The organism is Cytobacillus sp. QJM3NY_8, from assembly GCF_056173585.1.
The window spans coordinates 5,266,326-5,279,254 of record NZ_CM149681.1 but is presented as its reverse complement, the minus strand read 5'-3'; the positions used below and the strand labels follow the sequence as shown (position 1 = coordinate 5,279,254).

The following is a 12,929-nucleotide window of genomic DNA, read 5'->3' as shown; positions in this document are numbered from 1 at the left end:
GATGAGGGTTTTGGCGGATACATTCAAGTCAGCCTGTCCCCTTAACTGCTGGGACAGCTGCGGCTTTCATGTAACAGTTGAAGACGGTAAGGTGACAAAGGTAGATGGCGATCAGGACCATCCAATAACAAAGGGGAAAATTTGCGGCCGCGGCAGAATGCTTGAAAGCAGGACCAATTCTCCGGAGCGCCTGCTTCATCCGCTAAAGAAGGTGGATGGAGAATTTGTGCGAGTTTCATGGGAGCAGGCTTTGCACGATATTTCCCTGAAAATGAAAGAGCTAAAAGAAACAGCTGGGACCACTTCGGTCCTGCACAGCCATGATTATGCCAATGGAGGCTTGCTGACGAACCTGGGTCAGCGCTTTTTTAACTGCTATGGCGGAGTGACTGAGCTGACGGGATCCATCTGCTGGGGAGCCGGCATCGAGGCTCAGAGCTGGGATTTCGGAGATGCGTATAGCCACGGGCCTGAAGATATTTTAAACAGCAAACATATTGTTGTCTGGGGCAGAAATGTCGCGCGCACCAATATGCACCTGTATCAAAAGCTGCAGGAAGCAAAGAAGCAAGGTGCCAAGCTGTATGTAATTGATCCGATTTTTAATGCGACGGCTAAAATAGCGGACCGCTATTTTTCCATCAAGCCGGGAATGGATGGATGGCTTGCGGCCGGCATCATGAAGGAAATGCTCCGTCTGGGCGCAGAAGAAAGAAGTTTCATAGATAAGTATTCTATTGGCTTTGAAGACCTGAATGAACTGCTGAGCAGTGTGACACTTGAGGAAGTGGCAGAAAAAACGGAAGTGCCTGCAGAGGTGATGACCGAGCTTGCAATGGTCTATGGGGACCGCCCCGTTTCCACTTTCTTTGGCCTGGGCATGCAGCGCTACGAAAACGGCGGAAACACGATCCGGCTGATGGATGCTTTAATTGCTGTGAGCGGAAATATTGGCATCCCGGGTGGAGGCGCAAACTATGCCAACAGGCAGGTTGGGCAAAGCTTTGATGGGGCAGCCCTCACCCTCCCTGAACGGAAAACGGCTTTCAGGCAATTTACGATGATGCGGCAGGCAGAGGGAATATTAACAGCAAAAGACCCTGAGATTAACATGATTTTCGTTACGTGTGGAAACCCTTTAACTCAGGTCCCTGACTCATCAAGGGTACGCGAGGCTTTTGCATCTGTTGAGACAGTCGTCGTGATAGATCAGTTTATGACAGATACGGCCAAAATGGCTGATTATGTGCTTCCGGTTGCCACAGTTTTTGAACAGGAAGATGTTTATTACTCTTCCATGTACCATCACTTTGTCAATCATGGTCCGAAGCTGGTTGAACCGCCAGGGGAAGCGAAGACTGATTTATGGGTTTGGACTGAGCTTTCTAAGCGTCTTGGATTCGGAGCCGATTTTGATTTTACAAGAGAAGAGTTTATCAGCATGGGCCTCGGTTCACTAAGTGAGCATGGGATCACATTGGATAGCTTAAGGAATTCCCACCATAAGGAACTCCCGGTTGATACGGTGCCCTGGGCAGACCGGCAGTTCAAAACGCCAAGCGGCAAGTATGAATTCACCTCTGCTGCGGCGTTCCGAAAGGGTTCCGAAAGCAGGCTGACACTCGCTCTTCCCCGGGAAACCAAGTGGACGGACAAGGAGCGTGCCAATCAGTTTCCTTATACACTGCTGACGATTCATCCGCTTCGCTCCAATCATTCGCAGCATTATCACCTTTTGAAGCCTGAGCCAAAGGCAAAGGTGGAAATTGCCGACAATATTGCTGAGAAGCTTGGCCTGCAGGAGAACGATTATGTCAAAGTGTGGAATGACCGAGGGGAAATGAAGGGCTTTGTCCATATAATGAAAAAAGCCCATCCGGATACCATCAATATTGATGAGGGCATTTGGTCAAAATTTGGCGGTCCCGTCAATAATCTTACTTCCAGCCGCGAATCGGACAATGGCCTTGGAAGCACTTTGTACGACTGCCTTGTTAATATTGAGAAGATATAAAATTGGGTGACAGGCACCTATACCAGTTCAGCAAAGTGGTATAGGTGCCTGTCACCTTTTCTTTACATTTTAACGGCAACTATCTATAATTGTTAGAGGCTTGTTTAAATGAGAAACAATCGTATTTTTTTAAACATAAGAATCATAACTTTGAATTTCGATAACTGTCTAGCTCCAGCGCCTACCCCCTCGAGGTCACAAGCCAAACCTCCCAGAAAGGTAAAGAACACCTTTCCGTTAGGTTCGTCTTGTGCTTGGGGCCCACAGGATGTGGGTCATGCAGACGTTGCCACAGGACGTGGCGTTCTTAGTCTGCATTCCTTTGGAACCAAGGCGCTTGCGCTTTTCTTATGATGAATTAAAGTTGAGGAGTGACTTGGATGGCTTTAACAGCTGGTATTGTAGGTTTGCCGAACGTCGGAAAGTCTACGTTGTTTAATGCAATTACCCAGGCAGGAGCGGAGTCTGCGAACTATCCGTTCTGTACAATTGATCCGAATGTGGGAATTGTTGAAGTGCCTGATCACCGTTTGAATAAATTAACTGAATTGGTTCAGCCGAAAAAGACTGTGCCAACGGCTTTCGAATTTACGGATATTGCCGGCATCGTAAAGGGTGCGAGCAAAGGGGAAGGTCTTGGGAATAAGTTCCTGTCTCATATTCGTGAAGTAGATGCCATCTGCCAGGTTGTCCGCTGTTTTGCGGATGACAATATTACACACGTTGCAGGGAAAGTTGATCCAATCGACGATATTGAAGTCATCAACCTGGAATTGATTCTGGCTGACCTGGAATCGGTTGAAAAGCGAATTGGCCGCGTGAGCAAGCTGGCAAAGCAGAAAGATAAAGATTCTGTGTTTGAGCTTGAAATTCTGGAAAAATTAAAAGAAGCGTTTGAAGCAGACAAACCGGCGCGTACAGTTGAGTTTACAGAGGAACAAATGAAGCTTGTAAAAGGTCTTCATCTGCTGACAATTAAACCTGTGCTTTACGTGGCGAATGTTAGCGAAGATGATGTAGCTGATCCTTCTTCAAACGAATATGTGCAGCAGGTTAAAGAATTTGCTGCAAAGGATAATGCGGAAGTAATTGTCATCTGTGCAAAAATTGAATCTGAAATTGCGGAGCTTGATGGGGAAGAAAAAGAAATGTTCCTTCAGGAGCTTGGCATCGAAGAATCAGGCCTTGATCAGCTGATTAGAGCAGCCTACAATCTTCTTGGACTTGCAACTTACTTCACAGCCGGCGTACAGGAAGTCCGCGCCTGGACATTCCGCAAAGGCATGAAGGCTCCCCAGTGTGCGGGAGTTATTCACTCAGACTTTGAAAAAGGCTTCATCCGTGCAGAAACGGTTTCCTATGAAGACCTTGTCGCTGCAGGCAACATGACAGCTGCCAAAGAAGCAGGAAAAGTCCGCCTTGAAGGAAAAGAATATATTGTTAAAGACGGAGATGTCATGCACTTCCGCTTTAACGTTTAATTTACTGAGAACCTCTATATTAGGGGTTCTTTTTTTTCTATGCAACAGTATGATGTTGATTTCAAGTGCGGTGACCGATAAAGCAGCCGGTCATCTCTGCTGCAGCGAAATCGATCTTCAGAATTAAAGCTCGAAAAGATATCCTCTCTCAAATAAACTTCCATCTAGCAATTAACTCCAGTGATATTGCTTTTGCATAATTAATGTGCTATAATTTCAACTTGTGAGTAATGAATATATTGCTCCTTGCCCTTTTGAAGGGCCGTTAGACCAAAAGGAGGTGAAAGTGATGAGAAAGTACGAAGTTATGTACATCATCCGCCCAAACATTGAAGATGAGGCTAAAAAAGCCCTAGTTGAGCGTTTCAACACAATCTTAACTGACAATGGTGCGGAGGTTTCTGAATCAAAGGATTGGGGTAAGCGTCGCCTTGCATACGAAATCAATGATTTCCGCGATGGCTACTACCAGCTAATGAACGTTAATGCTGAAGCAAAAGCAGTTGACGAGTTCACTCGTCTAGCTAAAATCAGCGAAGACATCATCCGTTACATCGTTGTTAAAGACGAAAAATAATAGATAAAGCCATTTTTACCGAGAGGAGTTGATTCTGATGATGAACCGTGTTGTTCTTGTCGGACGTTTGACAAAGGATCCTGATTTGCGGTATACCCCGAACGGAGTTCCTGTCGCTTCATTCACTCTTGCCGTGAATCGTACTTTTACGAATCAGCAAGGTGAACGGGAGGCAGACTTTATCAACTGTGTGGTATGGAGAAAGCCAGCTGAAAACGTAGCGAACTTCCTTAAAAAAGGAAGTCTTGCAGGTGTAGATGGCCGGATTCAGTCCCGCAGCTATGAAGGCCAGGATGGAAAGCGTGTTTACGTGACAGAAGTCCAGGCTGAGAGTGTGCAATTCCTTGAGCCTAAGAATAGTTCTGGCGGCCAGGGAGGCAATCCGAACTACGGCGGTCCAAGAGATCAGGATTTCCCATTTGGAAATAACAGCAATCAGAATCAACGCCAGGATAATCGTAATCAGGGCGGCTATACTCGCGTGGATCAGGACCCATTCGCAAATGACGGCCAAATCGACATTTCCGATGACGACCTGCCATTCTAATAGTGCCTGATTATGAACGGAAATATATAATCAAAAAGCTAAAGGAGGTAACTGACCATGGCTGGAGGACGCAGAGGAGGACGTGCTAAACGTCGTAAGGTTTGCTTTTTCACTGCAAACGGAATCACTCACATCGACTACAAAGATGTGGATCTTCTAAAAAAATTCATCTCTGAGCGCGGTAAGATTTTACCACGTCGTGTAACTGGCACTAACGCTAAATACCAACGTAAATTAACGATTGCTATTAAGCGTGCGCGCCAAATGGCATTACTGCCATACGTTTCAGGTGAATAATAAATATGAAAAGACGCTGGTATCCGGCGTCTTTTTTTATTATGCTTTCTTCTTTAATGCAGGATTGTATTAAAGTGCAAACCTGATGAAAAAGCCGGCATTCCCTCTTCTGAAATCACGAAGGTTGAACCTGCATTTAATACTAGCTACAATAGACTTTATGAGTTGTCTTATTTGGAATGGTTCAAAAAGCAGGGAAAATGATTTCCCCCTTTTTGGATACACAGTTTGAGGGGTGTATCAATGAATAATGTACATAAATTAACAGAGGGTGCAGTGCTTCTGGCTGTTTTTGCAGTGCTTCTTCTGATTTCGCTCTATGTGCCGTTTCTCGGTACCATTTCGGTTTTCTTCCTGGCTCTTCCGTTTATTATGTTTGCAGCAAAAAATAACCGGATGTATGCAATCGTATTTCTAACGGGAGGCATCCTGCTTTCTCTGATTATCGGTTCGTTTATGGCTCTGCCGCTTGTGCTGACATTTGGACTGACCGGGACGGTAATTGGCATTTTTATAAGTGAAAAGAAAGGACGGATGCCTTCCTTTATTGCGGGCACCCTTGTATTCCTTGCAGCCCTGCTGATCCTGTATGCGGCGGCAGTTGCTCTTTTTAATGTAAATATTATTCAAGAAGGCATCGATATGATGGAGGAGTCCATCCAAATTTCAGAAGGAGTGCTTGAAGGCTTTGGCCAGAATGCGGATAAAGCAGTCGAGCAATTTACAGAAGGCCTGAAAATGATTGAGACGCTGACGCCAAGCTTATTCGTCATGACATCGGTTATTTCCGTTTTTGTCATCCAGCTTGTCTCCTTTCCGATTGCCAAAAGATTCGGCATTAAGGTTGAAAGCTGGAAGCCGTTCAGGGAAATGAGCCTGCCGAAAAGCATATTATGGTACTATCTCATTACAATTATAGCTTCTTTCCTTTTTAATCCGTCAGAAGGAAGCTACTGGTTTATGGCGCTTGTAAATATTGCATTCATTCTGCAGATTTTCATGGTCATTCAAGGCCTGTCCCTGATTTTCTTTTTCAGCCATTTAAAGGGGTGGCCGAAAGCTGTGCCGGTCCTGGCCGCTGTATTTACATTTCTTATGCCATTTCTCCTTTATATTGTGAGGATATTAGGTATAATTGACTTAGGATTCGATTTAAGGCAAAGATTAGGAAAAAAGTGATGAACAACACTACTGTTTAGGAGCTGAAAACATGCCTTCGTATTTAGAAAAGCGGTCCATACGCTATCCGATTTTTGGATTGATGGGCATAACAGTGGTGCTTCTCGGTATATTGGCGTACTACAATTGGCTTTTTGCACTAATTGGGCTGTTTCTTGTCATCCTTCCTTTCTACTATCTTTTTCAGCTGATTCAGAAGCATCGGAAGGAGACGGAAGAATACATCTCGACCCTTTCCTACAGGGTGAAAAAAGTCGGCGAAGAAGCTCTGATGGAAATGCCGATCGGGATCATGCTCATTAATGATGATTATTACATTGAATGGACCAATCCCTTTTTAGCATCCTGCTTCGATGAAGATACGCTAGTCGGAAGATCACTTTATGATGTCGCGGATTCACTTGTTCCGCTGATCAAACAAGAAGTGGAAACCGAAATCATTACCCTTCATGACCGCAAATTCCGGGTAATCCATAAACCGGAAGAGCGCTTATTATACTTTTTTGATGTCACGGAACAGACCGAAATTGAAAAAATGTATCAGGAAGAACGGACGGTTATTGCCATTATTTTCCTTGATAATTATGATGAACTGACTCAGGGGATGGATGACCAGACAAAAAGCAGCCTCAATAGCCTGGTGACCCAAATATTGAATAAGTGGGCACAGGACAATGGGGTCTTCTTGAAGAGAGTCTCGTCTGAGCGGTTTATCGCCGTATTTAATGAACATATTCTGCAGCTTCTGGAAAAAGGAAAGTTCACGATTCTCGATGATGTCCGGGAGACCACTTCCAAGCAAAACGTTCCATTAACATTAAGCGTGGGCGTCGGAACAGGGGTTTCTTCCCTTCCTGAACTCGGTTCGCTGGCCCAGTCCAGCTTAGACCTGGCATTAGGCCGCGGCGGAGACCAGGTAGCCATCAAACAGACGAACGGGAAGGTTAAATTCTTCGGGGGAAAAACCAATCCTGTTGAAAAAAGAACCCGGGTCCGTGCACGCGTGATTTCCCATGCGCTGAAGGAATTGATTTCCGAAAGCGATAAAGTGATTATCATGGGCCACAAAAGCCCGGATATGGATGCGATTGGAGCGGCCATCGGTATTCAGAAAGTGGCTCGCCTGAATCAGCGTGAAGGCTATGTGGTTGTAAATTTCAATGAACTCGATACTGGTGTCAGAAGAATGATGAAGGAAATTGAAAAGAATGAAGAGCTCTTTTCTAAATTCATTACCCCGGAACAGGCGATGGAGATTGCAACAGACGATACCCTGCTCGTGGTCGTTGATACCCACAAGCCATCCATGGTGATTGAAGAAAAGCTGCTTCATAAAATTGAACATGTTGTCGTCATCGACCATCACCGCCGCGCGGAAGAGTTTATCCATAATCCTCTGCTGGTTTATATGGAGCCATATGCCTCTTCCACAGCAGAACTGGTAACAGAGCTTCTGGAGTATCAGCCGAAAAACGGCAGAATCGAAATGCTGGAAGCAACGGCCCTGCTTGCCGGGATTATTGTCGATACGAAGAGTTTTTCGCTGCGGACAGGATCCAGGACGTTTGATGCGGCTTCCTATCTGCGCGGACAGGGTGCAGATACCGTGCTAGTTCAAAAGTTCTTAAAAGAGGATGTAGATACCTACATCAAGCGGGCTAAACTGATTGAAACCGTTCAATTTTACAGAGAAGGAATTGCGATTGCAAAGGGACAGCCGGATCAGATATTTGATCAGGTTCTGATTGCCCAGACAGCAGATACCCTGCTGACGATGGATGGTGTGGTTGCTTCATTTGTCATTTCCAACCGCTCTGAAAACATGATAGGGGTCAGCGCGCGTTCCCTCGGGGATATCAATGTCCAGGTGATCATGGAAAACCTTGAAGGCGGCGGGCACTTAACTAACGCTGCCACACAGCTTCACGATGCAACACTTGATGAAGTTGAGGCCCGATTAAAAGAGGCTATAGATGAATACTTTGAAGGGAGAAAAAAAGAATGAAAGTAATCTTTTTAAAAGACGTTAAAGGCAAGGGCAAAAAAGGCGAAGTAAAAAATGTAGCAGATGGCTATGCACATAACTTTTTAATTAAGCAAGGGCTTGCTGTTGAAGCAAACCAGGCCAATGTCAGCAGCCTGAATGCTCAAAAGAAAAAAGAGGCTAAGCTTGCAGAAGAAGAATTGGCTGAAGCAAAAAAACTAAAAGAAACACTTGAAAAGCTGACGGTTGAATTTACAGCAAAATCAGGTGAAGGCGGCCGCCTTTTCGGCTCCATCACAAGCAAGCAAATTGCAGAAGAACTTCAAAAGAAGCACAGCATCAAAATCGATAAGCGCAAAATCGAAATGGAAGACGCGATCCGCACGCTCGGATACACAAAGGTTCCAGTCAAGCTTCATACTGAAGTAACGGCAACATTAAACGTACATGTAAAAGAAGCTTAAAGTGAAACTGCAATTAGTTAGAATGCGATAAACTAATATTGGAAGTGGCTTTTGCCGATAAACATGTTAAAATAAAAGGGTTGATTAAAAATGTGATCAGTTTCGGCTGGTCACATTTTTTAAAGGGAAATTTAGAGATTTTTATATAGATATAGTATTGCTTTATAGATAACTGTCCAGCTCCACAGGGGACGCTTCGACAGCATTATCATCAAACGACTAAGAGCGTTAGCTTTTAGGAGGGGCGCCTGCCCTCGTGTTCACAAGCCAAGGCAATGAACGCCTTTCCGTGAGGCGCATCTTGTGCTTGGCGGGGGTGACTAAGGCGCTTGTGCATTTCTTATTAGGAGGTTTGAACAGATGAGTGATTTATTTGCGGATCGGCTCCCGCCTCAAAATATTGAAGCGGAACAGGCAGTGCTTGGGGCAATCTTTCTTGAACCCTCCTCTCTTACACAAGCATCAGAGATCTTGATACCCGAAGACTTCTACCGTGCGGCACACCAGAAAATTTTCAATGTAATGCTGAAGCTGAGCGATCAAGGAAAAGCCGTCGACTTAGTGACCGTGACAGAAGAGCTCAGTGCAGCGAAACTGCTAGAGGATACCGGAGGCGTCAGCTATTTAAGTGAATTGGCCGGCTCTGTTCCAACAGCAGCGAATATCGAGTACTATGCAAAGATCGTTGAAGAAAAGTCACTGCTTCGAAGGTTGATCCGGACGGCGACAGGCATTGCCCAGGACGGCTATACACGTGAGGATGAAGTAGAAGTTCTGCTGGGTGAAGCAGAGAAAAATATCATGGAGGTAGCACAGCGCAAAAACGCCGGTGCCTTTCATAATATTAAGGATGTTCTCGTCCGGACCTACGATAATATCGAGGAAATGCATAACCGTAAAGGGGATATTACAGGGATTGCGACTGGATTTACCGAACTGGATCGGATGACAGCCGGCTTCCAGCGAAATGACCTCATCATTGTCGGTGCCCGCCCTTCCGTGGGTAAAACTGCCTTCGCCCTGAATATCGCGCAAAATGTGGCAACGAAAACCGGTGAAAACGTCGCGATCTTCAGTCTTGAGATGGGTGCCGAACAGCTTGTTATGCGTATTCTCTGTGCAGAAGGCAATATTGATGCGCAAAGGCTTCGTACCGGCTCCCTGACGGATGAGGACTGGGGAAAGCTGACCATGGCAATGGGAAGCCTATCAAATGCAGGAATTTTTATTGATGATACCCCAGGTGTCAGAATCACAGATATTCGATCTAAGTGCCGCCGTTTAAAGCAGGAGCATGGGCTTGGCATGATTTTGATCGACTACCTGCAATTAATCCTGGGAAGCGGTCGTTCGGGAGAAAACCGTCAGCAGGAAGTATCTGAAATCTCACGTTCCCTTAAGCAATTGGCCCGTGAACTTCAGGTCCCTGTTATCGCACTGTCCCAGCTTTCCCGTGGAGTGGAACAGCGCCAGGATAAGCGCCCGATGATGTCAGATATCCGTGAATCGGGAAGTATTGAGCAGGATGCCGATATCGTGGCATTCCTATACCGAGATGACTATTATGACAAAGAATCCGAAGATAAAAACATCATCGAAATCATTATCGCCAAGCAGCGTAACGGCCCGGTTGGAACCGTTCAGCTGGCTTTCGTAAAAGAGTATAATAAATTCGTAAACTTAGAGAAACGCTTTGATGATTCCTTTGCGCCGCCTGGTGCATAAAGAGGGCCTGCATTTGCATGTCCTCTTTTTTATTGTCTTGCTCCAGGAATTTCTGATTTTCATATTTTCATGGTTTTACGAACATATTTTTATATTTTTATTAAAAATGTTCGTGTTTTATTGACTATCACACATCACCTTGATAAACTAAAGTGGTTGAAAAAAGTTACTTAATTAAAAATGTATTTATAGAATTTTAAAACCATGGGATTCCCGGAGGTGCTTTTTAATGTCATCAGTAGTAGTAGTTGGAACACAGTGGGGAGATGAAGGGAAAGGAAAAATTACAGACTTCCTTTCTGAAAATGCAGAAGTTATCGCACGCTACCAAGGCGGAAACAATGCAGGACACACAATTAAATTTAATGGTGAAACATACAAGCTTCATTTAATTCCATCTGGAATATTCTATAGCGATAAAATTTGCACGATCGGAAACGGAATGGTTGTCGATCCAAAAGCGCTTGTAAAGGAATTGGCGTATCTTCATGACAAGGGAGTTACAACAGACAACCTGCGCATCTCAAACCGCGCACATGTCATCCTTCCATATCACCTGAAGCTTGATGAAGTGGAAGAAGAGCGCAAAGGCGCTAACAAGATTGGTACAACGAAAAAGGGCATCGGCCCTGCTTACATGGATAAAGCAGCCCGCAACGGAATCCGCATTGCGGACCTTCTTGACCGTGAAGTGTTTGAAGAAAAGCTTGCGCGCAACCTTGAAGAAAAGAACCGCCTGCTTGAGCGCTTCTATGAAACAGAAGGATTCACAATCGAAGAAATCCTAGAAGAATACTATGAGTACGGCCAGCAGATCAAGCATTATGTCTGCGACACTTCTGTTGTGCTTAATGACGCATTGGATGAAGGCCGCCGCGTGCTTTTCGAAGGTGCACAAGGAGTTATGCTTGATATCGACCAGGGGACTTACCCATTCGTTACATCCTCTAACCCTGTGGCTGGCGGCGTAACAATCGGTTCTGGTGTCGGCCCTACAAAAATCAAGCATGTTGTTGGTGTATCTAAGGCCTATACGACTCGTGTAGGAGATGGCCCATTCCCAACTGAGCTTGATAATGAAATCGGCAGCCAGATTCGTGAAGTAGGCCGTGAATACGGTACAACAACTGGCCGTGCCCGCCGTGTCGGCTGGTTCGACAGCGTGGTTGTCCGTCATGCCCGCCGTGTCAGCGGTATTACAGACCTTTCTCTTAACTCCATCGATGTATTGACTGGAATTGAGACATTAAAAATCTGTGTAGCATACCGTTATAATGGAGAAGTAATCGAAGAATTCCCTGCAAGCTTGAAAGTACTGGCTGACTGTGAGCCTGTATACGAAGAGCTTCCAGGCTGGACAGAGGACATCACAGGCTGCAAATCACTTGATGAGCTTCCTGCGAATGCCCGCCACTATCTGGAGCGCGTTTCACAGCTGACAGGAATTCCATTATCGATCTTCTCAGTCGGTCCGGACCGCACACAAACAAACGTAGTCCTCAGCCCATGGAGACAGAACTAATACTTGATTGGAAAGCCCTAATGCGAATTAGGGCTTTTTGTTTTTTCTGGATGCTGCTTTTATTTTGGGTTCATTCGGACAGGGGGAGGGGAAATCCGAGCGAGTGAGTCCGAAGTTGGTGCTGATTCGGACAGGAGAAGGAGAAATCCGAGCGAGTGAGTCCGAAGTTGACGCTGATTCGGACAGGAGAAGGAGAAATCCGAGATGGCGAGTCCGAAGTTGGCACGGATTCGGACAGGAAGAGGAGAAATCTGAGGGAATGAGTCCGAAGTTGGCACGGATTCGGACAGGAGAAAGGGAAAACCGAGCGAATGAGCCCGAAGTTGGTGCTGATTCGGACAGGAAGAGGAGAAAATTGAGGGAATGAGGCCCAACTTGGAGCACATTCGGACAGAGGAAGAGGAAATCCGAGCTGGCGAGTCCAAACCCGCCCCAGCTGGTTTAAATTTGGGGAAATAAATGGAAATTTAAGGAGTAAACGATAAAAAATGGGGAAAAGAATCCATATCAAGGAAAAGAACTCTTAATTTAGGGAAAGGACCTCTCCAACGGGTTGCTGTAGCGTGGGTTTAACCCTATCCTGCCGCAGTCTTCTCCTAAAAAGAAAGTTTTATAAAAAAAGTTATTGCGCTTTTATAAAACTCTATGATATTATAAAAAGCGTCGCCAAGGTGACAAACTTGGTAACACATATAGTACGAGCCATTAGCTCAGTCGGTAGAGCAGATTGCAGCATCAGTGAATTTCTTCACCCGAATAGCAATCTGTGACAAAGCACGCAGGGCTTTGGAACATCTGACTTTTCAGTATCAGGCTTTAGGCAACAATTATAGTACGAGCCATTAGCTCAGTCGGTAGAGCATCTGACTTTTAATCAGAGGGTCGAAGGTTCGAGTCCTTCATGGCTCACCATTTATATTTTATTTGGCCCCTTGGTCAAGCGGTTAAGACACCGCCCTTTCACGGCGGTAACACGGGTTCGAATCCCGTAGGGGTCATGGCGAATAACCGTCAGCAAACGGCTGGCAAGCCCAGCTTACTTGCTGGCGGTTATTATTTGGTCCGGTAGTTCAGTTGGTTAGAATGCCTGCCTGTCACGCAGGAGGTCGCGGGTTCGAGTCCCGTCCGGACCGCCATTT

The 12,929-nt window shown here is 45.5% G+C and carries 11 protein-coding genes and 3 tRNA genes; all 14 read left to right on the top strand.

All coding sequences use genetic code 11. The annotated features are described in order from the left end of the window. Window positions 1-10 precede the first annotated feature (10 nt). The 14 genes from AC0VZ9_RS26795 to AC0VZ9_RS26730 all read left to right on the top strand — a co-directional run bounded on the left by AC0VZ9_RS26795 (window position 11) and on the right by AC0VZ9_RS26730 (window position 12,926). The gene (locus AC0VZ9_RS26795; protein ID WP_475396955.1) at window positions 11-2,014 is read left to right on the top strand and encodes a molybdopterin-dependent oxidoreductase; all 2,004 of its coding nucleotides are present in this window, start codon (window positions 11-13) and stop codon (window positions 2,012-2,014) included. 380 nt (window positions 2,015-2,394) lie between these two features. Beyond that, the gene (gene ychF, locus AC0VZ9_RS26790) at window positions 2,395-3,495 is read left to right on the top strand and encodes a redox-regulated ATPase YchF (RefSeq protein WP_009332475.1); all 1,101 of its coding nucleotides are present in this window, start codon (window positions 2,395-2,397) and stop codon (window positions 3,493-3,495) included. Window positions 3,496-3,784: 289 nt separating this feature from the next. Continuing rightward, on the top strand, window positions 3,785-4,072 hold the full coding sequence (gene rpsF / locus AC0VZ9_RS26785; RefSeq protein ID WP_009332474.1) for a 30S ribosomal protein S6: 288 nt from the start codon (window positions 3,785-3,787) through the stop codon (window positions 4,070-4,072). A gap of 37 nt (window positions 4,073-4,109) precedes the next feature. After that, the gene (gene ssb / locus AC0VZ9_RS26780) at window positions 4,110-4,619 is read left to right on the top strand and encodes a single-stranded DNA-binding protein (protein ID WP_009332473.1); all 510 of its coding nucleotides are present in this window, start codon (window positions 4,110-4,112) and stop codon (window positions 4,617-4,619) included. A gap of 57 nt (window positions 4,620-4,676) precedes the next feature. Further along, window positions 4,677-4,916, top strand: a complete 240-nt coding sequence (gene rpsR / locus AC0VZ9_RS26775; RefSeq protein WP_009332461.1) for a 30S ribosomal protein S18 — start codon at window positions 4,677-4,679, stop codon at window positions 4,914-4,916. Window positions 4,917-5,159: 243 nt separating this feature from the next. Next, window positions 5,160-6,095 carry a YybS family protein gene (locus AC0VZ9_RS26770; RefSeq protein WP_217035480.1) on the top strand — a complete coding sequence of 312 codons (936 nt, stop codon included), beginning with the start codon at window positions 5,160-5,162 and terminating at the stop codon, window positions 6,093-6,095. Window positions 6,096-6,126: 31 nt separating this feature from the next. Further along, window positions 6,127-8,100, top strand: coding sequence for a DHH family phosphoesterase (locus tag AC0VZ9_RS26765; protein WP_009332459.1), 1,974 nt, complete (start codon window positions 6,127-6,129; stop codon window positions 8,098-8,100). After that, a complete protein-coding gene (gene rplI, locus AC0VZ9_RS26760; protein ID WP_009332458.1) occupies window positions 8,097-8,543 on the top strand; it encodes a 50S ribosomal protein L9 in 447 nt (148 codons plus the stop codon). Before AC0VZ9_RS26765 ends, rplI begins: the two co-directional genes overlap by 4 nt. A gap of 360 nt (window positions 8,544-8,903) precedes the next feature. Further along, entirely contained in the window at window positions 8,904-10,268 is a 1,365-nt protein-coding gene (dnaB, locus tag AC0VZ9_RS26755) for a replicative DNA helicase (RefSeq protein WP_009332457.1), read from the top strand. A gap of 229 nt (window positions 10,269-10,497) precedes the next feature. Then, entirely contained in the window at window positions 10,498-11,790 is a 1,293-nt protein-coding gene (locus tag AC0VZ9_RS26750) for an adenylosuccinate synthase (protein WP_009332456.1), read from the top strand. Between the two features lie 103 nt (window positions 11,791-11,893). After that, on the top strand, window positions 11,894-12,157 hold the full coding sequence (locus AC0VZ9_RS26745) for a hypothetical protein (protein ID WP_475396954.1): 264 nt from the start codon (window positions 11,894-11,896) through the stop codon (window positions 12,155-12,157). Window positions 12,158-12,626: 469 nt separating this feature from the next. Further along, window positions 12,627-12,702: transfer RNA gene (locus AC0VZ9_RS26740), tRNA-Lys, on the top strand. Between the two features lie 14 nt (window positions 12,703-12,716). Then, window positions 12,717-12,788 (top strand) — tRNA-Glu (locus AC0VZ9_RS26735). Between the two features lie 61 nt (window positions 12,789-12,849). Beyond that, window positions 12,850-12,926 (top strand) — tRNA-Asp (locus tag AC0VZ9_RS26730). Window positions 12,927-12,929: the final 3 nt, after the last annotated feature.

Excerpts from the sequence above, each read along its gene's own strand:
- ychF (WP_009332475.1), top strand. The coding sequence starts at position 2,395 with ATGGCTTTAACAGCTGGTATTGTAGGTTTGCCGAACGTCGGAAAGTCT.
- rpsF (WP_009332474.1), top strand. The coding sequence starts at position 3,785 with ATGAGAAAGTACGAAGTTATGTACATCATCCGCCCAAACATTGAAGAT.
- ssb (WP_009332473.1), top strand. The coding sequence starts at position 4,110 with ATGATGAACCGTGTTGTTCTTGTCGGACGTTTGACAAAGGATCCTGAT.
- rpsR (WP_009332461.1), top strand. The coding sequence starts at position 4,677 with ATGGCTGGAGGACGCAGAGGAGGACGTGCTAAACGTCGTAAGGTTTGC.
- AC0VZ9_RS26770 (WP_217035480.1), top strand. The coding sequence starts at position 5,160 with ATGAATAATGTACATAAATTAACAGAGGGTGCAGTGCTTCTGGCTGTT.
- AC0VZ9_RS26765 (WP_009332459.1), top strand. The coding sequence starts at position 6,127 with ATGCCTTCGTATTTAGAAAAGCGGTCCATACGCTATCCGATTTTTGGA.
- rplI (WP_009332458.1), top strand. The coding sequence starts at position 8,097 with ATGAAAGTAATCTTTTTAAAAGACGTTAAAGGCAAGGGCAAAAAAGGC.
- dnaB (WP_009332457.1), top strand. The coding sequence starts at position 8,904 with ATGAGTGATTTATTTGCGGATCGGCTCCCGCCTCAAAATATTGAAGCG.
- AC0VZ9_RS26750 (WP_009332456.1), top strand. The coding sequence starts at position 10,498 with ATGTCATCAGTAGTAGTAGTTGGAACACAGTGGGGAGATGAAGGGAAA.